General features: G+C 63.1%; 19 protein-coding genes and 3 pseudogenes. 20 read left to right on the top strand and 2 right to left on the bottom strand.

Annotated features, from left to right (window positions below; genetic code table 11):
* Positions 1-66 precede the first annotated feature (66 nt).
* From rlmH to ACWTU7_RS21245, 7 genes are all read left to right on the top strand, one after another.
* On the top strand, positions 67-549 hold the full coding sequence (gene rlmH, locus ACWTU7_RS21275) for a 23S rRNA (pseudouridine(1915)-N(3))-methyltransferase RlmH (protein WP_455840146.1): 483 nt from the start codon (positions 67-69) through the stop codon (positions 547-549).
* 164 nt (positions 550-713) lie between these two features.
* The gene (locus ACWTU7_RS21270; protein WP_455840147.1) at positions 714-2075 is read left to right on the top strand and encodes a murein hydrolase activator EnvC family protein; all 1362 of its coding nucleotides are present in this window, start codon (positions 714-716) and stop codon (positions 2073-2075) included.
* 1 nt (position 2076) lies between these two features.
* Entirely contained in the window at positions 2077-3402 is a 1326-nt protein-coding gene (locus tag ACWTU7_RS21265) for a S41 family peptidase (protein WP_455840148.1), read from the top strand.
* A gap of 131 nt (positions 3403-3533) precedes the next feature.
* Positions 3534-4733 (top strand): divergent polysaccharide deacetylase family protein, encoded by a 1200-nt coding sequence (locus ACWTU7_RS21260; protein ID WP_455840149.1) that lies wholly within the window; start codon positions 3534-3536, stop codon positions 4731-4733.
* 2 nt (positions 4734-4735) lie between these two features.
* A complete protein-coding gene (locus ACWTU7_RS21255) occupies positions 4736-5257 on the top strand; it encodes an RNA pyrophosphohydrolase (RefSeq protein WP_455840150.1) in 522 nt (173 codons plus the stop codon).
* A gap of 89 nt (positions 5258-5346) precedes the next feature.
* Positions 5347-6498: an alanine racemase gene (gene alr, locus ACWTU7_RS21250; protein WP_455840151.1), complete on the top strand. Its 1152-nt coding sequence runs from the start codon at positions 5347-5349 to the stop codon at positions 6496-6498.
* Positions 6499-6655: 157 nt separating this feature from the next.
* The gene (locus ACWTU7_RS21245; protein ID WP_455840152.1) at positions 6656-7912 is read left to right on the top strand and encodes a D-amino acid dehydrogenase; all 1257 of its coding nucleotides are present in this window, start codon (positions 6656-6658) and stop codon (positions 7910-7912) included.
* A 97-nt stretch (positions 7913-8009) separates the two neighbouring features.
* Here ACWTU7_RS21245 and ACWTU7_RS21240 read toward each other — a convergent pair whose 3' ends face one another.
* Positions 8010-8891 carry a LysR family transcriptional regulator gene (locus ACWTU7_RS21240; RefSeq protein ID WP_455840153.1) on the bottom strand — a complete coding sequence of 294 codons (882 nt, stop codon included), beginning with the start codon at positions 8889-8891 and terminating at the stop codon, positions 8010-8012.
* Between the two features lie 364 nt (positions 8892-9255).
* On the opposite strand from ACWTU7_RS21240, the gene ACWTU7_RS21235 reads away from it, so the two are divergent.
* The 3 genes from ACWTU7_RS21235 to ACWTU7_RS21225 all read left to right on the top strand — a co-directional run bounded on the left by ACWTU7_RS21235 (position 9256) and on the right by ACWTU7_RS21225 (position 12071).
* A complete protein-coding gene (locus ACWTU7_RS21235) occupies positions 9256-10752 on the top strand; it encodes a CoA-acylating methylmalonate-semialdehyde dehydrogenase (protein ID WP_455840154.1) in 1497 nt (498 codons plus the stop codon).
* A 420-nt stretch (positions 10753-11172) separates the two neighbouring features.
* Complete coding sequence (locus ACWTU7_RS21230; protein WP_455840155.1) at positions 11173-11472, top strand: hypothetical protein; 300 nt, start codon at positions 11173-11175, stop codon at positions 11470-11472.
* Between the two features lie 284 nt (positions 11473-11756).
* Positions 11757-12071: a hypothetical protein gene (locus ACWTU7_RS21225; RefSeq protein ID WP_455840156.1), complete on the top strand. Its 315-nt coding sequence runs from the start codon at positions 11757-11759 to the stop codon at positions 12069-12071.
* Between the two features lie 141 nt (positions 12072-12212).
* On the opposite strand, the gene ACWTU7_RS21220 is transcribed toward ACWTU7_RS21225, so the two are convergent.
* Positions 12213-12905 carry a GntR family transcriptional regulator gene (locus ACWTU7_RS21220; protein WP_455840157.1) on the bottom strand — a complete coding sequence of 231 codons (693 nt, stop codon included), beginning with the start codon at positions 12903-12905 and terminating at the stop codon, positions 12213-12215.
* A 69-nt stretch (positions 12906-12974) separates the two neighbouring features.
* On the opposite strand from ACWTU7_RS21220, the gene ACWTU7_RS21215 reads away from it, so the two are divergent.
* The 10 genes and pseudogenes from ACWTU7_RS21215 (at position 12975) to ACWTU7_RS21170 (ending at position 22634) form a co-directional block, all read left to right on the top strand.
* Positions 12975-13868: a dihydrodipicolinate synthase family protein gene (locus ACWTU7_RS21215; protein WP_455840158.1), complete on the top strand. Its 894-nt coding sequence runs from the start codon at positions 12975-12977 to the stop codon at positions 13866-13868.
* A gap of 49 nt (positions 13869-13917) precedes the next feature.
* Complete coding sequence (locus tag ACWTU7_RS21210; protein WP_455840159.1) at positions 13918-15255, top strand: NAD(P)/FAD-dependent oxidoreductase; 1338 nt, start codon at positions 13918-13920, stop codon at positions 15253-15255.
* Positions 15256-15267: 12 nt separating this feature from the next.
* Complete coding sequence (locus ACWTU7_RS21205; protein ID WP_455840160.1) at positions 15268-16269, top strand: 4-hydroxyproline epimerase; 1002 nt, start codon at positions 15268-15270, stop codon at positions 16267-16269.
* A gap of 336 nt (positions 16270-16605) precedes the next feature.
* Positions 16606-17508: a branched-chain amino acid ABC transporter permease gene (locus ACWTU7_RS21200; RefSeq protein WP_065011217.1), complete on the top strand. Its 903-nt coding sequence runs from the start codon at positions 16606-16608 to the stop codon at positions 17506-17508.
* 4 nt (positions 17509-17512) lie between these two features.
* Positions 17513-17791 (top strand): annotated as a pseudogene (locus ACWTU7_RS21195) (DUF3382 domain-containing protein); the annotation flags it as partial.
* A gap of 195 nt (positions 17792-17986) precedes the next feature.
* Positions 17987-19108: pseudogene (gene livM / locus ACWTU7_RS21190) on the top strand (high-affinity branched-chain amino acid ABC transporter permease LivM); the annotation flags it as partial.
* Positions 19108-20262 (top strand): annotated as a pseudogene (locus ACWTU7_RS21185) (ABC transporter ATP-binding protein); the annotation flags it as partial. The pseudogenes livM and ACWTU7_RS21185, both read left to right, overlap by 1 nt.
* 8 nt (positions 20263-20270) lie before the next feature.
* A complete protein-coding gene (locus ACWTU7_RS21180) occupies positions 20271-20999 on the top strand; it encodes an ABC transporter ATP-binding protein (protein ID WP_455840161.1) in 729 nt (242 codons plus the stop codon).
* Positions 21000-21016: 17 nt separating this feature from the next.
* On the top strand, positions 21017-21364 hold the full coding sequence (locus ACWTU7_RS21175; protein WP_065011221.1) for a DUF6867 family protein: 348 nt from the start codon (positions 21017-21019) through the stop codon (positions 21362-21364).
* Positions 21365-21503: 139 nt separating this feature from the next.
* Positions 21504-22634, top strand: coding sequence for a branched-chain amino acid ABC transporter substrate-binding protein (locus ACWTU7_RS21170; protein ID WP_455840162.1), 1131 nt, complete (start codon positions 21504-21506; stop codon positions 22632-22634).
* Positions 22635-22830: the final 196 nt, after the last annotated feature.

Below are 22830 nucleotides of genomic sequence, written 5' to 3'. Positions count from 1 at the left end.
TGCATGTCGTTCCCAAAACCGGTGACCACTTTTGGTGACATGCATTAGCGGCTCTTCGAGGCAGGGATGAAAATCACCGTTCACGCCGTGGGCCGGATGAAAGCCGGCCCCGAGAAGCAGCTCGCCGACAGGTATTTCGAGCGCTTCGCCAAGAGCGGGCAGGCCGTGGGGCTCGAATTCTCAGGGGTTGTCGAGATTCCGGAGGGCCGCGCCCAGACCGCCAACGAGCGTCGCCGCGAAGAAGGCCAGAAGCTACAGACGCAGCTGCAGCCCGGTACCGCGCTGATGCTGCTCGACGAGCGCGGCAAGAACTTTTCCTCCGAGGATTTCGCCGGGCGCATCGGCCTGTTGCGTGATGGCGGCCGCAAGGCACTCGTCATCGCCATCGGCGGTGCCGACGGTCACGACCAGTCGCTGCGCGATCAGGCCGATCTGATGGTGTCGTTCGGCGCGCTGACATGGCCGCACCAATTGGTCCGGGTCATGTTGGGCGAGCAGCTTTACCGGGTCGTCACTATTCTTTCGGGTCATCCCTATCATCGCTCGTGAGTCCTTGCCCGCAAATCCAGGGGCAGGTTGCAACCCAAAACCGGTGGATTGGCGTGAGCGCCCGGATTTTCGCCTCAATGCGTCACGAGGCTGTTTGTGGTCGGCAGGGCTCTCGAACATGGTTGATGGTTCGTTAACGAAGCCACGCATAGAGTCGGGCTTCAATGTCTGAAGATTGGAAATCGCGAACGGGCTTTTGGCGCGCACGCTGCGGCTTGGCAGCGGCGCTGCTTATGCTGTCGCTTGGTGCCGCGCGGGCTGAGAACAGGCTCGACATGGCGCCTGATCCGGACCAGAGCCGTGCCGAATACGAACGGGTGTCGAAGGAGATCACGCTGTCGTCGGAGCGGTTGGCCAAGCTCGCCGCCGACATGGCGACGGTCAAGAAGGACCATGCCTCGATCACCGCGGCGCTGATCCAGTCGGCGATGACCGAGCAGAAGCTCGGCCAGGACATCGAGGACATCGGTGCCAAGCTGGAAGGGTTGAAGGGCGAGGAGCAGAAAATCCGCGCCTCGCTGGCCGCTAGACGCGACGTTCTGGCCGAGGTGCTGGCCGCGCTGCAGCGTATGGGGCTCAATCCGCCGCCGGCCATCCTGGTCAAGCCGGAGGACGCGCTGTCGTCGGTGCGCAGCGCCATCCTGCTCGGCGCCGTGGTGCCGGAACTGCGCCAGCAGACCGAGGTATTGCTGGCGGACCTCAAGGAGCAGTCGCGGGTGACCGCCTCGATCGAGGCGGAGCGGGCGCGGCTGACGGCGGCAGTCGGCGAGCAGACGGCGGAAAAGAAGCGGCTCGGCATGCTGCTCGAAGCCAAGCAGAAGCTCGAGGCCGAGACGCAAACGGCACTGGCGGCGGAAAAGCAGCGATCCGCAGCACTGGCGGCCAAGGCCGGCAGCCTGAAGGAACTGATCGCCTCGCTCGAGGCCGACAAGGCGCGCAAGGCGGCGGACGCGGCGAAGGCAGCCGAGCAGAAGGCCGCGGACGCCGACAAGGCTCCGGCACAGACGGCTCCGGCACAGAAGGCCCCGGCACAGAAGGAACTGGCGGCCCTGCCGGTCCCGGAAGCCAACCGGCTCACCGCCGCTGCACCGTTTTCGGCGCTTCAGGGGCAGATCGCGCTGCCCGTCACCGGCAAGATCAAGCGGCGGTTCGGGGCCAGCGACGGTAACGGCGCAGTGATGCTCGGTGACATGGTTGCGACACAATCGGGAGCCATCGTCACCGCGCCAGCGGACGGAAATGTGCTTTATGCGGGACCTTTTCGCTCCTATGGTCAACTCTTGATCCTGAACGCGGGTGACGGCTATCATGTCGTTCTCGCGGGGATGAGCAGAATCAGCGTCGCGTCTGGCCAGTCGGTGCTCGCAGGAGAGCCGGTCGGCGCGATGGGAGAGGCCCGGGTGGCGAGCACCTCGGCATCGAAGAATGGAAATGCCACGCCGGAGCTCTATGTTGAGTTCCGCAAGGATGGAAAACCCGTCGATCCGACCCCATGGTGGGCGGACCGTTTCTCTGGAAGGACGTGAGATGATGCGGAAACTTTCGCTTCTGTTTGCCGGTGCGCTGATGGGCGCATCCGCGATGAGCCTGGTCTATGGCGCCCCCGGCTCGACGGCGAACGCTGCGGGCTCCGAGACCTATAAGCAGCTGGCGATCTTCGGTGACATCTTCGAGCGGGTGCGGGCGCAGTACGTGACGCCGCCCGACGACAAGTCGCTGGTCGAAAACGCTATCAACGGCATGCTTACCTCGCTCGACCCGCACTCCTCGTATATGAACGCCGAAGAGGCGCAGGACATGCGCGTGCAGACCAAGGGCGAGTTCGGCGGCCTCGGCATCGAGGTCACCATGGAGAACGACCTGGTCAAGGTGATCACGCCGATCGATGATACGCCGGCCGCCAAAGCGGGCGTGCTTGCCGGCGACTATATTGCCAAGATCGACGGTGAGGAGGTTCGCGGCCTGAGCCTCAACGACGCGGTCGAGAAGATGCGCGGGCTGGTCAACACGCCGATCAAGCTCACTATCCTGCGCCAGGGCGCCGACAAGCCGATCGAGCTGACGGTGGTACGCGACATCATCAAGGTCAAGGCGGTCAAGTTTCGGGTCGAGAACGACATCGGTTACATGAAGATCACCTCCTTCACCGAAAAGACCCATGACGACCTCGAGAACGCCATCGACACCATCAAGAAGCAGGTGCCGGACGAAAAGCTCAAGGGCTACGTGCTCGATCTGCGCCTCAATCCGGGCGGGTTGCTCGACCAGGCGGTGAGCGTGTCCGACGCCTTCCTCACCCGTGGCGAGATCGTCTCGACGCGCGGCCGCGATCCGAAGGACGTCACCCGCTTCGACGCGCGGCCGGGCGACGACATCAACGGCAAGCCGCTGGTCGTGCTCGTCAATGGCGGCTCGGCCAGTGCGTCCGAAATCGTCGCCGGCGCGCTGCAGGATCTGCGCCGCGCCACGGTGGTCGGCACGCAGTCCTTCGGCAAGGGTTCGGTGCAGACCATCGTCCCGCTCGGCGAGAACGGCGCGCTGCGCCTGACGACGGCGCTCTATTACACGCCGTCCGGCAAGTCGATCCAGGGCAAGGGCATCACGCCCGACATCAAGGTCGACCAGCCGTTGCCGCCGGACCTGCAGGGCAGGGATTTGACGCGCGGCGAGTCGGACCTCAAGGGCCACATCAAGGGCAGCGACGAGGGCGATACCGGTTCGGGCTCAGCAGCCTATGTGCCGCCGGAGCCGAAGGACGACCTGCAACTCATCTTTGCCGAGCAGTTGCTGCGCGGCGAGAAGACCGATCCGGCGTTCCCGCCGAATCCGGACAAGGCCGTGCTGAACCAGTAGGGGCCGTGCCGAACCAGTAAAGGTCGATCAGCCGGACAACAGGTCTGGCTGCCTGATCGAAGCGATGTAATGCTGCCGGGGCCGCAAGGCCTCGGCAGTTTGATTCGGGGAACCGCGGCTGGGGATGCGGCTTGGCTGACATCGGCAACGACATCGAACGCCCACTCGGGCAGGCCGTCCGGCCGCCGCGCGCGCCCCGCAGGATTAGCTCCGGTGTGGTCGCGGCCACGCTCCTGGTGCTGGCCGTAATCGGCGTCTCCGGCGCGATTGCGTTGCGCGAAAGGCCGTTTCGAAAGCCGGAAGAAGTCGCCGTTTCGACGCCGAAGACGACAGCAGTGGTCGAATCGGCAGCGCCGACCACTGAGCCGGCATTGAAGGCGGAAGCAGCATCCAAAACGAGCGGATCCAAGATGGGCAGGCCCAAGACGGGCGGGCCGCAGATCATCCACATGCAGACCGAAGAGGGCAATGGTTCGACCAGGGCGGCCATTGTCATTCGCGACCCTTCGACGATCGGCCAAAACCTGAGGATCGCGCATATTCCCGACAGGACGCTGGTCGAGGCCGGCGAAACCGGGCCATTGCCGGTTCGTGCCGCCGACGGAAGGCGGCCGTTCGATGTCTATGCGCGGCCGTGGTCCGGTTCACGCGGTGCGCGCGTGGCGATTGTCATCGGCGGGCTTGCCGTGTCGCAGACCGGCACGCAGGCGGCCATCGCCAAGCTGCCGGCCGAAGTGACCCTGGGCTTCGCGGCGCAGGGCAACAGCATCGGCCGATGGATGCAGGCGGCGCGGCAGAGCGGCCATGAGATCGTCATGCAGGTGCCGCTCGAACCGTTCGACTATCCGAACGTCAATCCCGGCCGCAACACGCTGACGGTCGCTGCGACGGCGGACGAGAATTTGAAGAATTTGCGCTGGGCGCTGTCGCGGACGACCAACTACACCGGCGTCATGAATTATATGGGCGCACGTTTTTCGGCCGATGCGGCGGCGATGGGGCCGCTGATGGCAGAGCTCGGCAGGCGCGGCCTGGCCTATTTCGACGACGGTTCGTCGGCGCGTAGCCTGGCACCCGACCTGGCGTTGAAAAACGGCGTGCCGTTCGTTGCCGGCGACACGTCGATCGACGCGGTGCGGGACCGCGGCGCCATTTTGAAGAAGCTGGACGAACTGGAAGCCACAGCGCGGGCGAAAGGCTTTGCCGTCGGCATCGGCTCGGCCTTCGACCTGACGGTCGACACCGTGTCGGCCTGGGTGGTCGAGGCCAAGAAGCGCGGCATCGAGATCGTGCCGATTTCGGCAGTGGCGGTGGATCCGGAAAAAGGTTGAGCATGACGAAGAAAGAACCGGTCGATCCCGAGACGCTGCCTTATCGTCGCTGTGTCGGACTGATGGTCCTCAACGGCGACGGGCTGGTCTGGGTCGGGCATCGCATTGCCGAGCCGGACAGCGAATTCGCCGGCACGACGCAGCTCTGGCAGATGCCGCAGGGCGGCATCGACAAGGGCGAAGAGCCGCTGCAGGCGGCACAGCGGGAACTCTACGAAGAAACCGGCATGCGCAGCGTCTCGTTGCTGGATGAGGCGCCGAACTGGATATATTACGACCTGCCGGCCCATCTGGTCGGCATCGCCTTCAAGGGGAAATATCGCGGCCAGACGCAAAAATGGTTCGCCTTCCGCTTTCACGGCGACGTGAGCGAGATTGAGATCAATCCGCCGCCGGGCGGCCACACCGCCGAGTTCGACAAATGGGATTGGCGGCCAATGGAGGAATTGCCCGACCTGATCGTGCCGTTCAAGCGTCAGGTGTATGAGGATGTGGTTGCGGCGTTCCGGCATCTGGTTGCGTAGCTTGGCGCAAGCCGCGCTCGCGCCGACCACGGTTGCCGCGTCAGCGCGGTGGCCTTATTGATGGCCAATCCGCTGCAGACGGGGTTGGCATGAACGGCGCTTCCAAAAAATCTCTTTCTGAAAGGGTCGCCGTCAAAGCCGCGCCGATCAGCGAAGCGGCGGCCGGCGCCATATTGACCGTCGATCTCGGCGCCATCCGCGAAAATTACCGGCGGCTCAAGGCGCGTTTAGGCGATGTTGGCTGCGCGGGTGTCGTCAAGGCCGACGGCTACGGGCTCGGCGGAGCCCAGGTGGCGGCGGCGCTGGCGGCCGAGGGCTGCGCTACTTTTTTCGTCGCGCATCTGGCCGAAGGTGTCTTGCTGCGCCAGGCGCTCGGCGCACGGCCGGCGATCTATGTGCTGAACGGCATTCAGCCGGGCGCTGAAAGCGAAGCCGTCGAAGCGGAGCTGGGCGTGGTCATCAACAGCGCCGGCCAACTCGCCGCCTGGCGCTCGGCGGCGCGGCGGGCCGGCCGCAAGCTCAAGGCTGGAATCCAGGTCGACAGCGGCATGTCGCGGCTCGGCATGGCGGCAGCCGAGGTGGAGGCCGTCACTGCCGATCCGCGGGCTTTCGACGGCATCAACGCCACCTTCGTGATGAGCCATCTCGCTCGCGCCGACGAGCCCGAGCATCCGGCCAACGAGCAGCAGCGGCTGGAATTCGAGCGGCTGCGCAGGATGCTGCCACCGGTGCCGGCCTCGCTGGCCAACTCCTCCGGCATCTTTCTTGGGCAGCCCTTTCACTACGACCTCGCCCGGCCCGGTGCGGCGCTCTACGGCATCAATCCGACGCCAGCCGAGGAAAATCCGATGCTGCCGGTGGTGCGGCTTCAGGCAAAGATCATACAGACGCGTAGCCTCGATAGGGGAGCCGGCGTCGGCTATGGCCATATTTTTCACGTGACCGATTCGCTGGTCGCCGCAACGATCTCGCTTGGCTATGCCGATGGCTGGCATCGTCGCGCGGCTTCCGCCGCCTGGTTCGAAAATGTGCGTTTGCCGTTCCTGGGCCGTGTATCGATGGATTCGATCGTTCTCGACATTTCGGCCCTGCCGCCCGACAGGCTGAAGGCGGGCGACCTCGTCGAACTGATCGGACCGTCGCAGACGGTGGATCAGGCAGCCGGCCATGCCGGCACCATCGGCTATGAAATCTTGACCAGCCTCGGACACCGTTTTCACCGGCGCTATGTGAATGGATAGCGCGCGGGCTTTTTACGCATCTCCTTGTCCCAAAACCGCTGCGTACTTTTGGGCGACATGCTTGGGCACTTGGCGGACGCCGTAAAATCCGGCAGACAGATGGCCACGATGCCCCGCCCCCAATCCCTGACAAGACGTCGTTCTGGAGAACTATGCGATGAAGATCTTCGTGCTGGGCGGTGGCGTAATCGGGGTCACCACCGCTTATTATCTGGCCGAGGCCGGCCATGAAGTGACGGTGATCGACCGCCAGAAGGGTCCGGCGCTGGAAACCAGCTTTGCCAATGCCGGCGAGATTTCGCCCGGCTACGCCTCGCCCTGGGCCGGTCCCGGCGTCCCGCTGAAGGCGATCAAATGGCTGTTGATGAAGCATGGTCCGTTGGTGGTGCGGCCGACTCTCGATCCGCATATGTGGGTATGGCTGGTCAGGATGCTGCGCAACTGCACGGCTGAGCGCTATGCCGTGAACAAGGCGCGTATGGTGCCTTTGGCCGAATACAGCCGCGACACGCTGAAAGCGTTGCGCGAGTCGAGCGGCATCGCCTATGACGAGCGCGCCAAGGGAACGCTGCAGCTTTTTCGCACTCAACAGCAGCTCGACGGCACTGCCGGCGATGTCGAAGTGCTGAAGGCATATGGCGTTCCCTACGAGATTCTCGATCCCGACGGCTGCATCTCAGCCGAGCCGGGGCTGGCAGGGGTGCGTGAAAAATTCGTCGGAGGCCTGCGACTGCCGGGGGACGAAACCGGTGACTGCAAGATGTTCACCGACCGTCTGGCCGAGCTCTGCGTGGCGCGTGGCGTCACCTTCGAATACGACACGGAGATACGGCGCGTCGTCAAGAAGCGCAACCGTATCGCCAACCTCAATACGAGCAAAGGTTGGAAGGCTGCCGACGCCTATGTGATGGCGATGGGCAGCTATTCGGCCAAGTTCATGCGCACGCTGAAACGACCCGTCCCGGTCTATCCGGTCAAGGGCTATTCGATCACTGTGCCGATCAAGGATGCTGCCGCAGCACCGGTGTCGACGGTGATGGACGAGACCTACAAGGTGGCGATCACCAGGCTCGGCGACCGCATCCGGGTCGGTGGCACGGCGGAGATTTCCGGCTTCGACCTGACGCTGCATGAATCGCGGCGGCGCACGCTCGAACATTCGCTTGGCGACCTTTTTCCGGGCAGCGGCGATATGAAGTCGGCAACCTTCTGGTGCGGGTTGCGGCCGATGACGCCGGACGGGCCGCCGCTGATCGGCCGCACCGAGTTCTCCAACCTCTATCTCAACACCGGCCATGGCACGCTCGGCTGGACCATGGCCTGCGGCTCGGCCAAGGTCCTGGCCGACATCATTTCAAGCCGGGTGCCGGACATCAATGTCCGCAACCTCGGACCGGAGCGATACCAGCGGTAGGATCGGAAGTGTCCTTCACGCATTCGAGCGCGGTGAGCAACTTGCCCCGCGACTTGGATCAAGCTTCAACACACTTCGCCGCGTCAGATGAATATCATCAGACGAACAGGCTTCGCTCCCGTTCCACCGCCTTGGTGATGAAGCTCGCGACGATCTGGACGCGGCGCAGCGGCCTGACTGATTCGTGATAGACCAACCAGTAGGCGCGGCGGATGGGCGCGACAATGTCGACAGCCACCAGTTCCGGCATCGAACGGGCGACGAAGTTGTGCAGAATGCCGATGCCGGCGCCGGAGCGCACCGCTTCGGCCTGGCCGAGCGCCGAGGAGATGGCGAAGCTCGTGCGCCAGTCGGCGCTGAACTCGGCCGCATAGTCGAGCGACGGGCTGACGATGAGGTCCGGCACATAGCCGATCAGCGTGTGCCGGCCGAGCTCGGCGGGCGTCTGGGGCAGGCCATGCGTTTCGGTATAGGCGCGGGACGCGAACAGGCCGAGCGTGTAGTCGACCAGCTTCCCCGCCACCAGCCTGCCTTCGGTCGGCCGCTCCACGGTGATGGCGATGTCGGCTTCGCGCCTGGACAGCGAGAAGGAACGCGGCACCGGCACCAGCTGGATGGTGAGTTCGCGGTGAAGCGCCGTCAGTGCGCCGAGGCGTTTGGCCAGGAAGGCGACGCCGAAACCATCAGGCGCGCCGATGCGCACCGTGCCCGAAACATCGTCGCCTTCGCCCGCCACGGTCGAGCGCGCGGCGATCATGTCGCCTTCCATGCGCTCGGCGATGTCGAGAAAGCGCTCGCCCGCCGGCGTCAGCTCGCTGCCGGTGGTCAGCCGACGAAAAAGTTTTGTGCGTAGCGCATCCTCGAGTGCGGCGACGCGGCGCGAGACGGTGGCGTGGTTGAGCTCCAGCCGCTTGGCCGCGCCGAGGATCTGGCCGGCACGCGCCACCGCAAGAAAGATGCGGACGTCATCCCAGTTCATAAGGATGATCCGTATGACGACGATTACGGCAGCGCTCCAAGGCGCCCCCCTCTGTCCTGCGGGACATCTCCCCTACTTGGGGGAGATCGGCCGGCCGCTCCGGCGGCGACTTCCTTGCAACGGGTTGGCGAAAGTCGGGATGACAGCCAATCTCCCCACTCGTGGGGGAGATGTCCGGTAGGACAGAGGGGGGGGGCGAAGGAACTCAACCTGTCATTCCTTGAGGTGGCCTATCATTTGCGGGAATTGATGCTCCTCAGTCAACCGCTATCTATTTACCGCACAACGGTTGCGTTTTCGCTCGCGTTGCCATCGGCCGCGCAAAGGCGGACAATGCTGCATCACAAATACAGGGAGAGAAACCATGATCGAATACGGTCATTTTATCGGCGGCAAGCGTGTCGCTGGGACCAGCGGCCGCAAGCAGGACGTCATGCAGCCGATGGACGGCACGGTGCGCGGCACGGTGGCGCTGGCTTCGCAGGCTGAACTGCGCGCGGCTGTGGAAAACGCCAAGGCGGCGCAGCCCGGCTGGGCGGCGACCAATCCGCAGCGGCGCGTGCGCGTCTTGATGAAGTTTCTCGAACTGGTCACCGGGGAGTATGATGCGCTGGCCGACATTCTGGCGCGCGAACACGGCAAGACCATCGCCGACGCCAAGGGCGACATCCAGCGCGGCCTGGAAGTGGTCGAGGTCTGCATCGGCGCGCCGCATATGATGAAGGGCGAGTTCACGGACGGCGCCGGCCCCGGCATCGACGTGTATTCGATGCGCCAGCCGCTCGGCGTCGTTGCCGGCATCACGCCGTTCAATTTTCCGGCGATGATCCCATTGTGGAAGATCGCGCCGGCTATCGCTTGCGGCAACGCCTTCATCCTGAAGCCTTCGGAGCGCGACCCCGGCGTGCCGATGCGCATCGCCGAGCTGTTCATCGAGGCCGGCCTGCCGGCGGGCATCCTCAATGTCGTCAACGGCGACAAGGACGTGGTCGACGCCATCCTCGACGATCCCGACATCAAGGCCATCGGCTTTGTCGGCTCGACGCCGATCGCCCAGTACATCTATTCGCGCGGCTGCGCGGCCGGCAAGCGCGTGCAGTGCTTCGGCGGCGCTAAGAACCACATGATCATCATGCCCGACGCCGACATGGACCAGACCGTCGACGCGCTGATCGGCGCCGGCTACGGCTCGGCCGGCGAGCGCTGCATGGCGATCTCCGTGGCTGTCCCGGTCGGCAACGATACCGCCAACAGGCTGATGGAAAAACTGGTGCCGCGCGTCGAAAGCCTGAAGGTCGGCCCGTCGACGGATTCGTCCGCCGATTTCGGCCCGCTGGTGACGGCGCAGGCGCTGGAGCGGGTCAAGGGCTATGTCGATACCGGCGTCAGGGAAGGCGCCAAGCTGGTCGTGGACGGCCGCGGCTTTTCCATGCAGGGCTATGAGAACGGCTACTATATGGGCGGCTGCCTGTTCGACAACGTGACCGCCGACATGCGCATCTACAAGGAAGAGATCTTTGGGCCGGTGCTCTCCGTAGTACGCGCGCCGACTTACGAGAACGCGATCAAGCTCGCCAGCGACCACGAAATGGGCAACGGCGTCGCCATTTTCACCCGCGACGGCGATGCAGCCCGCGACTTCGCCTCGCGAGTCCAGGTCGGCATGGTCGGTATCAACGTGCCGATCCCGGTGCCGATCGCCTACTATACGTTCGGCGGCTGGAAAGCGTCTTCCTTCGGCGACCTAAACCAGCACGGACCGGACGCGTTCCGTTTCTACACCAAGACTAAGACGGTGACCTCGCGCTGGCCGTCCGGCGTCAAGGACGGCGCCGAATTCGTCATCCCGACAATGAACTAGCCGGACGGTTGCTTGTTTGCGCGTCCTCGCCTTCGGTTGCGGGCGCGCGGGCAGGCGTCAAGGACGGGGCCGAATTCGTCTTCCCGACAATGAACTAGCCGGTCGATTGCTTGTTTGCGCGTCCTCGCCTTCGGCTGCGGGCGCGGGCAGGCGTCAAAGACGGGCCGAATTCGTCATCCCGACAATGGACTAGCAGGACGGTTGCGGGCCTAGATCTAAGATTGAACGAAAAGGCCTGGCCTGCGACCGGGCTCTTTTTGTTGACCGATCGCGGCCCGCATCTGCGTGAACGCTAATGTGATGGAACCAGGCGGGCGGCAGAAACCTTAATCTGCAATCCTGCCGCGAAGAAGGCGCGGCAGATCGACCAACGGCGCTGGCGGCAGTGCGGGGGCATCGGCCGGCGCAAGGAGGTGTCAGATGACGCGTCTTATGGTGTCGATACTTTGCGCGGCGGCTGCCGCGTTTTCCGCCGCCTCGGCAACAGCGGCCGAACAATGCGCGCCACGAGCCGACATGATCAAGGCGCTCGGCGAGAAGTTCCGGGAAAATCCGACCGCGCTCGGCGTTGTCAATCCGAATGTGATTGTTGAAGTCTTCGTTTCCGATAAAGGCACCTGGACCATCCTCGCCAGCGACACACGCGGTCAAAGCTGCGTGGTTTCGGTGGGTGAAGGCTGGGAGAGCGCGGTGACGACGGCCGCACTGCCAGGCACCTGAGCTGCTTAGCGCGTGACAGCCGCCTCGGCATGGCCGCGCAGGCCGCGATTCTCGGCGACGATCTTGAACGGATCCACAGGCGCCCCAGCGGGTGCCTGCTTGCGCTTTTTCGTTGCCGACACCATATACGGAACATAGTGGGAACATCTTGAATCGTCCCCGCTAATGACAGACCGGAACACGGAAAGGAACGACGCGATGGTGACGACGTCGGAACCGGCCTGGATCGTTCCGGCAAAATGACGCGCCCCCTTTGCCGGACGTGATGGCAAAGGAGGTGCCCTATGGCACGCAAATCACTGTTGGTCTGGGTGAAAACCCTGGTTCTTGCTGGCGTATTGGCGGTGGGTACGAACGCCGCAAGCGCCCAATATCAATACTGCGTTGAACATGGCGATCTCGTCGCCCACCTGAGCGAGAAGTTCCAGGAAAGACAGTTTGCTTTCGGGCTGATCGGTCAGATGGCGATTATGGAAGTCTATGTCGCCGATACCGGAAGCTGGACGATCATCGTTACCGATGTCGCCGGCAGAAGCTGCATCGTCGCGGCCGGCGAACATTGGGAAAACGTGATGATCCCGGCCGATCAGGACGCATGACGGAAATTAGGCGATGCTCGGCACCTGGCAGCAGCCTCCGGGCGCTTTGCGGTCTTTTGCTCTTTCTTTCGCCGTCAGACCAGGCGCGCTCGATGCCTTTTTGAGATGGGCGGGACTCAACAAAGCTTTGATGCCGACCTGCTAGCGCGTGGCAGCCGCCTCGGCATGGCCGCGCAGCAGCGCCATCAGGCGCTTGGCATCCTTGGCGGCGGCGTCTTCGTCGCCGTCGAGGATCGAGCGGATCAGCGCGACGTGGTGCTCAGCCGATTCGGCGAGCCCGGTATCGGCCTTGTAGCGGAACCAGAAGCGGCGGCTGTGGGTCTGCAAGGGAGCAGCCAGCCGCGCGGCGAACGGGTTGTCGGCCGCCAGTGCCAGCGCCTCGTCGAGCGCCTTGTCGGCCTGAATGAAGGCTAGCACATTGCCTGATATCACCGCCTTCTGCATGGCAAGCGCGGCATCGTGAAACAGGTCGGCGGCCTCACGGGTGACGAAGCGGGCGGCCGAACGGGCAAGAACCACCTCGACGCCACGCCGTGCATCGAGAACGCGCAACCAGTCGCCGGGATGGAGCGCGGCAATGGCGATGCCGGCACGGGGCCGGACATCCAGCAGTCCCTCCCACGCCAGTCGCTGGATCGCCTCGCGCACCGGCGTGCGGCCAAGCCCCAGCCTGTCGATCACGGCGCCCTCGGTGATGAAGCTTGAAGGCGCCAGTTCGAGCGTTACGATCATGTGCTCGAGCACCCGGTAGGCTTTCGCCGCCACTGGCTCGAACGCCGGGCTTGTTTCATTGAATATCAAAGGCGCACTCCTGATATATTTTTGATATATCATAGCGAAATCCGTGTTGACAGTCCGTTTCTTGATAAATATACGACTGATATATCAGATGGAGCGACCGCCATGTGGACTGGAGTTTTCCCCGCCGTCACGACCAAATTCACCGACGACGACCGCCTCGACCACCCCGAGATGGAGCGCTGCTTTGCGCTGCAGATGGAGGCCGGCTGCGACGGCATCATCGTCTGCGGTTCGCTCGGCGAGGGGCCGATGCTCTCGCATGACGAGAAGATCGACGTGCTGAAGACCGCGCAGAAGATCGCTGGCAACAAGCCGGTTCTGCTGACGGTCAACGAACCCGGCACGCGCGAGGCGGCCGCGATCGCGCGCCGCGCCGACAAGGAGGGCGCCAACGGGCTGATGGTGGTGCCGAGCCCGATCTACCACACCAATGCGGAGGAGACGGTCGCCGCGCTGCGCGCCGTTGCCGAGGCCGGCGACCTGCCGGTGATGATCTATTCCAACCGGCTTGCCTACCGCGTCGACGTCACCGTCGATCAGATGGAGGAACTGGCGAAGGACAAGCGTTTCGTCGCCATCAAGGAATCCTCCGACGACATCCGCCGCTCGACCGAAATCATCAACCGCTTCGGCGACCGTTACGACCTGTTCACCGGCGTCGACAATCTTGCGTTCGAGGCGCTGTCGGTCGGTGCCATCGGCTGGGTGGCGGGACTGGTCACCGCGTTCCCCCGCGAGACGGTCGCGATCTATCAGTTGATGAAGCAGGGCCGCCGCGAGGAGGCGCTAAAAATCTACCGCTGGTTCCGGCCGCTGCTCGACCTCGACGTGTCGACCTATCTGGTGCAGAACATCAAGCTCGCCGAAGTCATGGCGATCAACACCAACGACCGCGTGCGCATGCCGCGCCAGCCGCTGTCGGGCGAGCGCCGAAAGACCGTCGAAAAGATCGTCAGGGATGCGCTGGCGGTGCGGCCCGTGCTGCCGACGTTTTGAGGCAGGCTCTCTTCTCCCCGTTTTACGGGGAGAAGATGGCGGCAGCCAGATGAGGGGCAGCGCCCACGTGCAAGGAATTTCCAAGTCGGCAAAAGCGGGGCGCCGGCCCTCATCCGCCCTTCGGGCACCTTCTCCCCGTGAACGTGGAGAAGGGGAGGACATCGCCATTATCGGCGGCGGCATCATCGGCATCTGTGTCGCCGCCTATCTGGCCGAGGCGGGGCGAAACGTCACGATCTTCGATCGAACGGGCATCTGCGAGGAAACGAGTTCCGGGAATGCCGCTGCCCTGGCCTTTTCCGATGTGTTGCCGTTGGCCCACAAGGGCATGATCAGGCATCTGCCGACATGGCTTGCCGACCCGCTCGGCCCGCTCAGCATCCCGCCCGCCTACCTGCCGAAGCTGCTGCCCTGGCTTGCCCGCTTCTGGCGGGCCGGACGAAGCGACCGGTACGAGGCCAGCCTCGCGGCGCAGGCCCGGATGATGCGGCTCGCCGAGGTCGAATGGGCCGGGCTGATGGCGCGCTCGGGCACCGGAAACATGCTGCGCGAGGATGGCTCGCTCGAACTTTACGAGAGCGAGGCCGAGTTCAAGGCGTCGCTGTCCGGCTGGGCGGCGAGGCAGCGCTTCGGCATCGGCTTCAGCCATGTCGAGGGCGACGCTCTCGCCGCCTTGCAGCCGGGCCTGTCACCGCGCTTCGTCAAAGGCACTTTCGTACCGGGATGGAAGACCGTTACCGATCCGAAATTATTGGGCAAGGCGATCTGGGCCTTTGCCGAGACCAACGGCGCGCGTTTCGAAAAGGCGAGGATCGACCATGTCGAGGCGGGACAGGACGGCGCGACATTGACGCTGGCCGACGGCACGGTGCGGCAAGCAAAATGCCTCGTCATCGCCGCCGGCGCGTGGTCGCATCTCCTGGCGAAACATCTCGGCGACCGCATCCCGCTCGAAACCGAGCGCGGCTACAACACGACCCTGCCGAAAACCGCCTTCGACGTGAAGCGGCAACTGATCTTCTCCGGCCATGGCTTCGTCATCACCCCGCTCGAAACCGGTGTGCGCGTCGGCGGCGCGGTCGAGCTCGGCGGGATCGAGCGGCCGCCCAACTACGCCCGCTCGAAGGCGCTGCTCGAAAAGGCCAAAAGCTTCCTGCCGGGGATTGACCCGGCCGGCGGCCGCGAATGGATGGGGTTTCGGCCGTCGCTGCCGGATTCGCTGCCGGTGATCGGTGGCGCCAGGCATGCCGGCACGATAGTCTATGCCTTCGGCCACGGCCATCTCGGCCTGACCCAGGCGGCTGCCACCGGACGCCTGGTCCGCGATCTCATTCTCGGCCAAAATCCGGTGTTTGATCTTTCTCCGTTTTCCCCGAACCGCTTCTGACGGGATCTAGACATGGCGCGCCACTCCTTCTTCTGCATCGACGGTCACACCTGCGGCAATCCGGTGCGGCTGGTCGCCGGCGGCGGACCGCTGCTCCAGGGCGCGACGATGATGGAGCGGCGCGCGCATTTCCTGGCCGAATATGACTGGATCCGCACCGGGCTGATGTTCGAGCCGCGCGGCCATGACGTGATGTCCGGCTCGATCCTCTATCCACCGACGCGGCCCGATTGTGACATCGCCATCCTGTTCATCGAAACCTCGGGGTGTCTGCCAATGTGCGGTCATGGCACCATCGGCACGGTGACGATGGCCATCGAGCACCGGCTGATCAAGCCGAAGACGCCGGGTTTGCTCAGGCTGGACACACCGGCCGGCCTGGTCACCGCCGAATACAAACAGCTCGGCGAATATGTCGAGGAGGTGCGAATCATCAACGTGCCGTCCTTCCTCCATGCCGAGGGACTGACGGTCGAATGTCCAGAACTCGGCGAGATCATCGTCGACGTCGCCTATGGCGGCAATTTCTACGCCATCGTCGAGCCGCAGAAGAACTATCGCGACATGGCCGACCATTCCGCCGGCGACCTCATCGCCTGGAGCCCGGTGGTGCGGCAGCGGCTCAACGAGAAGTACGCCTTCGTGCATCCCGAGAATCCTGGCATCGACCGGCTTTCGCATATGCTGTGGACGGGTGCGCCGACCGACAGCCGGGCGGATGCGCGCAACGCCGTCTTCTACGGCGACAAGGCGATCGACCGCTCGCCTTGCGGCACCGGCACCTCGGCGCGGATGGCGCAGCTTCACGCCAAGGGCAAGCTTAGGACTGGCGACGATTTCGTCCACGAATCGATCATCGGCTCGCTGTTCAAAGGCAGGGTCGAGAAGGAAGTCACGGTGGCGGACAAGCCGGCGATCATTCCCTCGATCGGGGGCTGGGCGCGCATGACCGGATTGAACACGATCTTCATCGACGACCGCGATCCGTTCGCGCACGGATTCGTCGTCAAATAGAGAGCATTCTGACGCAGGGGAAATGAAAGGGAACGCAAGGATCGATTGCTCACGCGGCGCAACGATCCTGCTCATCAACTTATTTTGACGGCGATTCCTTCGAAACGGCGTGCATTTTGACGACGAATCGCCAAAGACATTGTGTTATGCCAATGATAGGGTCCGCGATAGTCCAGAGGCCGGGAAGGGAAGAACGGGCAATCCGATTGCGTGCTTCAAAATCACGCATGCCGATTAAAAAATGACGTTGCAATCCGGGCTCGAAACTTTACGACTAGGGGAAATACGAAAAGGAATGCGTCTGCATGGGCGACATTCCAGGGGAGCCACGACAGCATGCAGTATTTTGTCCAGCAGCTTATCAATGGGCTGACGCTGGGATCGATCTATGGACTGATAGCGATCGGCTATACGATGGTGTACGGCATCATCGGCATGATCAATTTCGCCCATGGCGACATCTTCATGATCGGCGCTTTCGCCGCCCTCATCGTTTTCCTTATCCTCGGCGCGTTGTTCTATTCGGTACCGGTGGTGATCGCGCTCCTGGTCATGATGATCGTCGCAATGCTGTTGACCAGCATGTACAATTGGACGATCGAGAAGGTGGCCTACCGGCCTTTGCGCGGTTCGTTCCGGCTGGCGCCGCTGATCACCGCGATCGGCATGTCGATTGCGCTGTCCAATTTCGTCCAGGTGACGCAAGGGCCGCGCAACAAGCCGGTCCCGCCGATGGTGTCCAAGGTCTACAACATCGAAGGCATCAGCGTGTCGCTGAAGCAGATCATCATCGTCCTGGTCACCATAGTCCTGCTGGCGCTGTTCTGGTACCTGGTCAACAAGACCTCGCTGGGTCGAGCCCAAAGGGCGTGCGAGCAGGACCGCAAGATGGCCGCACTGCTCGGCATCGACGTCGATCGCACCATCTCGATCACCTTCATCATGGGCGCCGCCCTTGCCGCCGTCGCCGGCACGTTGTTCCTGATGTATTACGGTGTGGTGGTGTTTTCCGATGGCTTTACGCCCGGTGTGAAGGCATTTACTGCCGCGGTGCTCGGCGGCATCGGCTCGTTGCCCGGCGCCGTGCTCGGCGGGCTGATGATCGGCTTCATCGAAAGCATGTGGTCGGCTTATTTCTCGATCGATTACAAGGACGTCGCTGCCTTCTCCATCCTGGCGATCGTGCTGATCTTCCTGCCTTCCGGCATTCTCGGCCGGCCAGAAGTCGAAAAGGTCTGAGACAATGGCGGTCACCGCATCTCCGGAGCGCGACATCGTCGCCACCCCCATGCAGCGCGCCACCCGCGAAGCGCTCTATGCCGGCGCCATCGCGCTCGGCCTGTTCGTGCTGTTCATCGGCCTGAGGACCGATCAGAACATCTCCAACGAACTGATCCTTGTGCAGCGCTGGTTGCTTCTTGCCGTCGTGGTTGTGCTGACCATGGCCGGGCGTTTTCTCTACGTCGCCTACGGACAGCCCTTCCTGGCAAATCAGCAGATCGTCGACGTCGCCACCGGCCTGCTGCCGGAGAGCATGGCGACGCGGTTCTTCCGCCTGCCCTATTTCATCGCTGCCATCGCCACAGTGGCCGTGCTGGTTTTCCTTGCCGGCTCCCTTGACGGATTGCTGGGACCCGGTCTGGCCGGTTATGCACGGTTCCTGAGGGCGCTGGCGATCATCTACGCCCTCGCCTCTGTGCTGTTTTATTTCCGAACCTTCATCCATGCCCATTTTTCGGCGCTGGGCATAACCGCACTGGCGCTCTACCCGGTCATTGTCGTGCTGGTGCTTGCTTTGTACGGAGGATCGGTGGCCGCCGGGTTCCAGGGTTCTCTGAAATGGGTCGACAATTTCGGCATCCAGATCCTGATCTACGTGATGCTGGCCTGGGGGCTGAACATCGTCGTTGGCCTCGCCGGCCTGCTCGATCTTGGTTATGTCGCCTTCTACGCCGTCGGTGCCTATGCCTATGCGCTGCTCGGCACGCAATACGGCCTGTCGTTCTGGATCCTGCTGCCTGCCGCCGGCGCCATGGCTGCCTTCTGGGGCGTGCTGCTGGGTTTTCCGGTGCTACGCCTGCGTGGCGACTATTTGGCGATCGTGACGCTGGCCTTCGGCGAGATCATTCGTCTCGTGCTGATCAATTGGCGTGAGGTTACCAACGGCTCGGCCGGTATCTCCGGCATCCCCAAGGTCACCTTTTTCGGCCTGATGACGTTCAATGTCTCGGATCCGAACTATATCGCCAAGGTTTTCGACATCGCCACGTCGAGCGCCTACTACAAGATCTTCCTCTACTACCTGATCCTGGGACTCTGCCTGCTCACCGCCTTCGTCACCATAAGGCTTAGGCGCATGCCCGTCGGTCGCGCCTGGGAAGCGCTGCGCGAGGACGAGATCGCCTGCCGCTCGCTCGGGATCAACACCACCACCACCAAGCTCACCGCCTTTGCCACCGGCGCCATGTTCGGCGGCTTCGCCGGCTCGTTCTTCGCCGCGCGGCAAGGTTTCGTCAGCCCCGAATCCTTCATCTTCCTGGAATCGGCCATCATCCTCGCCATCGTCGTGCTCGGCGGCATGGGTTCGCTGGTCGGCATTGCCGTCGCTGCCATGGTGATGATCGGCGGCACCGAGGTGCTGCGCGAGCTCGATTTCCTGAAGCAGGTTTTCGGTCCCGACTTCACGCCGGAGCTTTATCGCATGCTGTTGTTCGGCATGGCCATGGTCATCGTCATGCTGTGGAAGCCGCGCGGCTTCGTCGGCAGTCGTGAACCGACAGCCTTTCTCAAAGAGAGCAGGGCCGTATCCGGCTCCTTCACCAAGGAGGGCCACGGCTGATGAGCGATGCGAGCCCATCCATGAACGATGCCATCCTGCAGGTCGAGCATCTGTCGATGAAGTTTGGCGGTCTGGTCGCCATCGGCGACCTGTCCTTCCAGGCCAGGCGCGGCGAGATCACCGCGCTGATCGGGCCAAACGGTGCCGGCAAGACCACGGTGTTCAACTGCATCACCGGCTTCTATAAGCCGTCGGAAGGCATGATCACGCTCAGCCGGCGCGACGGCTCGAGCTTCTTGCTCGAACGCCTGCCGAACCACGAGATTCCGGCGCGCGCCAAGGTGGCGCGCACCTTCCAGAACATTCGTCTGTTCTCGGGCATGACGCTGCTCGAGAACCTGCTGGTGGCGCAGCACAACAAGCTGATGAAGGCTTCCGGCTACACCGTCCTCGGCCTGTTCGGCTTCAGCGGCTACCGGACGGCGTCGGCCGAGTCGATCGACCTCGCCAGGCACTGGCTGGAAAAGGCCGACCTCGTCGATCGAGCCGACGATCCGGCCGGCGACCTGCCCTACGGCGCGCAACGGCGCCTGGAGATCGCGCGGGCGATGTGCACGGGTCCGGAGCTGCTCTGCCTCGACGAACCGGCGGCCGGACTCAATCCGAAGGAATCGATGGCGCTCAACGCGCTTCTGATGGATATCAAGGACAACACCGGCACCTCGATCCTGCTGATCGAGCACGACATGGCGGTGGTCATGCAGATTTCCGACCATGTCGTGGTGCTCGAATACGGGCGCAAAATCTCGGATGGCAGTCCGCATGCGGTACGCACCGACCCGCGTGTCATTGCCGCCTATCTCGGGGTCGAAGACGAGGACGTCGAGACGGTGCTGACCGAGGTCGGCGACGAAGACGTCATCGAGCAACTGGATACGGGCCCGGATTCGGCGCACGGCCCGGGCACATCATCTTCGTTTCTCGCCGGACCGGTGACTGACACTGTCGGCCACAGCGAGGGCGAACGGGTCACGGTGTCGAAGGGCGCCTCGAAAGCCGGGCAGGTCGACGCAAAGTCGAGCGCCACGGCAAGCAAGGCAGCCTCCCCGGCGGCAGCCAAGCAACCCTCTGCTGCGAAATCCACAGCGACAAAGCCGGCCACCAAGACTCCGGTAAAGCCGAATACACCGGGCGTCTCCAAACGGCGCGGAGGGCGTAAATAATGGCCGGCACGACGCTGCTCGATATCAAGGGCGTCCAGACTTACTACGGCAACATCAGGGCGCTGAACGGCGTCGATGTCACCGTTAAGCAGGGCGAGATCGTGGCGCTGATCGGCGCCAACGGCGCCGGCAAGTCGACGCTGATGATGACCATTTTTGGCGCTCCACGGGCGCGGGCGGGCACCATCACCTTTGCCGGCACCGACATCACCCAGTTGCCGACCCATGAGATCGCGCGCATGCGGATTGCCCAGTCGCCGGAGGGCCGGCGCATCTTCCCGCGCATGACGGTGATGGAAAACCTGCAGATGGGCGCCAGCCTCGACAACCTCAAGCACTACGACGAGGATGTCGAGAAGGTGTTCACGCTGTTTCCGCGCCTGAAGGAACGCATTGCCCAACGCGGCGGCACGCTGTCGGGCGGCGAGCAGCAGATGCTGTCGATCGGACGTGCGCTGATGGCGCGGCCGAAGCTGCTCCTGCTCGACGAGCCGTCGCTGGGCCTGGCGCCGCTGGTCGTCAAGCAGATATTCGACGCCATCCGCGAGTTGAACCGCACGCAGGGGCTGACCGTGTTCCTGGTCGAGCAGAACGCCTTCGGCGCGCTGAAACTCGCCACGCGCGGCTATGTGATGGTCAACGGCAATGTGACGATGAGCGGCACCGGCAAGGAGTTGCTCGCCGATCCGGACGTGCGCGCCGCCTATCTCGAAGGCGGCCATCACTGAGTTCAGGAGTCTTCATCATGCAGGGCATTCTCTATGAGGAACCCTCGGTCTGGCAGTTCTTCTTCGTCACCTGCCTGCTTGGCGGCTGGGCGGCATGGATGACAGGCAAGGCCTGCGCCCAGACATGGCGCAGCTTCGTCCAATTGTTCGCTTACATGCTCGGCCTCGGCATCGCCGTAAGGTTCATCCATCACGCACTGTTCGACGGCACGATGTTCTCGCTGCAGTACTACATCGTCGACACCATTGTCCTGATGATATTGGGCTTCATCGGCTATCAATACACGCGTACCAACCAGATGGTGACACAGTATAACTGGCTCTACGAAAGAGCATCGCTTTTGAGCTGGAAACCAAAAGGTTGACGTTCACCATTAACGCCATTCCGGGGATGAATCGGCGTGACAAGTGCCTGAAAATCGGCAAAGTACGTTTTCTGCGAGTAAAAGTGGGCATCGCATGAAAGCATCATCCACGCCCACTCTGTAAATGGGAGCGTTTTACATGAGAAAATCACTTTTGTCCGCCGTCGCCCTGACCGCGCTCGTCGCGTTCAGCGGAAGCGCGTGGGCTGACATCCTGGTCGGCGTTGCCGGTCCGATCACCGGTCCGAACGCCGCCTTCGGCGCGCAGCTGCAAAAGGGCGCCGAACAGGCTGTCGCCGACATCAATGCGGCCGGCGGCATCAACGGCGAGCAGGTCAAGCTCACGGTCGGCGACGACGTCTCCGATCCGAAGCAGGGCATCTCGGTCGCCAACAAGTTCGTCGCCGACGGCGTCAAGTACGTGGTCGGCCACTTCAACTCGGGCGTTTCGATCCCGGCATCGGAAGTCTATGCCGAGAACGGTATCCTCGAGATCACCCCGGCTGCGACCAATCCGAAGTTCACCGAACGCGGCATGTGGAACACCTTCCGCACCTGCGGACGCGACGATCAGCAGGGCAAGGTTGCTGGCGACTATCTCGCCGCGAACTTCAAGGATGCCAAGATCGCTGTCATCCATGACAAGACGCCTTATGGCCAAGGCCTCGCCGACGAAACCAAGAAGGCGCTTGCAGCCAATGGCGTGACCGAGGCCATGTATGAAGGCATCAATGTCGGCGACAAGGATTTCTCGGCCCTCATCGCCAAGATGAAGGACGCGGGCGTCTCCGTCGTCTACTATGGCGGCCTGCACACCGAAGCCGGCCTGATCATACGCCAGCTCGCCGACCAGGGCCTCAAGGCAACCTTCATGTCCGGCGACGGCATCGTGTCAAACGAATTGGCGTCCATCGCCGGCGACGCCGTCGACGGCACGCTGATGACATTCGCTCCGGATCCGCGCAAGAATCCGAACGCCAAGGAACTCGTCGAGAAGTTCCGCGCGGCCGGCTTCGAGCCTGAGGCCTATACCCTCTACTCCTACGCGGCGATGGAAATCATCGCGGCCGCCATCGCCAAGACCGGTTCAGCCGATGACGCTCAGAAGGTAGCCGAGACCATCAAGTCGGCCGGCCCCTGGAAGACCACGATCGGCGAGATCGGCTATGATGCGAAAGGCGACATCACCCGTCCGGATTACGTCATGTACACCTGGAAAAAGGGTGAGGACGGCAAGTACACCTATGTCGAGAACGCACCCGGCAAATAACCGGACGTTGCTACATAGTGCCCGGCGCCTCGCGCCGGGCATTTTTCATGGGAGTTTCATGGGAGTTTCCCGAAAGCTTGATCGGGACTTCGGGGCGTTGTCGGGACCGACACGCAATGTGTTAACGCGATAGATCAAACTAAATCGGTTTAATCGCTTCCTTCGATTTTGTTTGCACTGCAGCATTTTCGCGTTA

This window comes from Mesorhizobium sp. BHscii (assembly GCF_053848065.1).
Note: the sequence above shows the minus strand (reverse complement) of the source record. Positions and strands in the feature narration are given on the sequence as shown.

What these genes read in the sequence shown, in the direction of transcription:
- rlmH (WP_455840146.1), top strand. Translation starts at nt 67, where the DNA reads ATGAAAATCACCGTTCACGCCGTGGGCCGGATGAAAGCCGGCCCCGAG.
- ACWTU7_RS21255 (WP_455840150.1), top strand. Translation starts at nt 4,736, where the DNA reads ATGACGAAGAAAGAACCGGTCGATCCCGAGACGCTGCCTTATCGTCGC.
- ACWTU7_RS21200 (WP_065011217.1), top strand. Translation starts at nt 16,606, where the DNA reads ATGCAGTATTTTGTCCAGCAGCTTATCAATGGGCTGACGCTGGGATCG.
- ACWTU7_RS21225 (WP_455840156.1), top strand. Translation starts at nt 11,757, where the DNA reads ATGGCACGCAAATCACTGTTGGTCTGGGTGAAAACCCTGGTTCTTGCT.
- ACWTU7_RS21240 (WP_455840153.1), bottom strand. Translation starts at nt 8,891, where the DNA reads ATGAACTGGGATGACGTCCGCATCTTTCTTGCGGTGGCGCGTGCCGGC.
- ACWTU7_RS21235 (WP_455840154.1), top strand. Translation starts at nt 9,256, where the DNA reads ATGATCGAATACGGTCATTTTATCGGCGGCAAGCGTGTCGCTGGGACC.
- ACWTU7_RS21175 (WP_065011221.1), top strand. Translation starts at nt 21,017, where the DNA reads ATGCAGGGCATTCTCTATGAGGAACCCTCGGTCTGGCAGTTCTTCTTC.
- ACWTU7_RS21215 (WP_455840158.1), top strand. Translation starts at nt 12,975, where the DNA reads ATGTGGACTGGAGTTTTCCCCGCCGTCACGACCAAATTCACCGACGAC.
- ACWTU7_RS21245 (WP_455840152.1), top strand. Translation starts at nt 6,656, where the DNA reads ATGAAGATCTTCGTGCTGGGCGGTGGCGTAATCGGGGTCACCACCGCT.
- ACWTU7_RS21180 (WP_455840161.1), top strand. Translation starts at nt 20,271, where the DNA reads ATGGCCGGCACGACGCTGCTCGATATCAAGGGCGTCCAGACTTACTAC.
- ACWTU7_RS21220 (WP_455840157.1), bottom strand. Translation starts at nt 12,905, where the DNA reads ATGATATATCAAAAATATATCAGGAGTGCGCCTTTGATATTCAATGAA.
- ACWTU7_RS21210 (WP_455840159.1), top strand. Translation starts at nt 13,918, where the DNA reads ATGAGGGGCAGCGCCCACGTGCAAGGAATTTCCAAGTCGGCAAAAGCG.
- alr (WP_455840151.1), top strand. Translation starts at nt 5,347, where the DNA reads ATGAACGGCGCTTCCAAAAAATCTCTTTCTGAAAGGGTCGCCGTCAAA.
- ACWTU7_RS21170 (WP_455840162.1), top strand. Translation starts at nt 21,504, where the DNA reads ATGAGAAAATCACTTTTGTCCGCCGTCGCCCTGACCGCGCTCGTCGCG.
- ACWTU7_RS21230 (WP_455840155.1), top strand. Translation starts at nt 11,173, where the DNA reads ATGACGCGTCTTATGGTGTCGATACTTTGCGCGGCGGCTGCCGCGTTT.
- ACWTU7_RS21270 (WP_455840147.1), top strand. Translation starts at nt 714, where the DNA reads ATGTCTGAAGATTGGAAATCGCGAACGGGCTTTTGGCGCGCACGCTGC.
- ACWTU7_RS21265 (WP_455840148.1), top strand. Translation starts at nt 2,077, where the DNA reads ATGATGCGGAAACTTTCGCTTCTGTTTGCCGGTGCGCTGATGGGCGCA.
- ACWTU7_RS21205 (WP_455840160.1), top strand. Translation starts at nt 15,268, where the DNA reads ATGGCGCGCCACTCCTTCTTCTGCATCGACGGTCACACCTGCGGCAAT.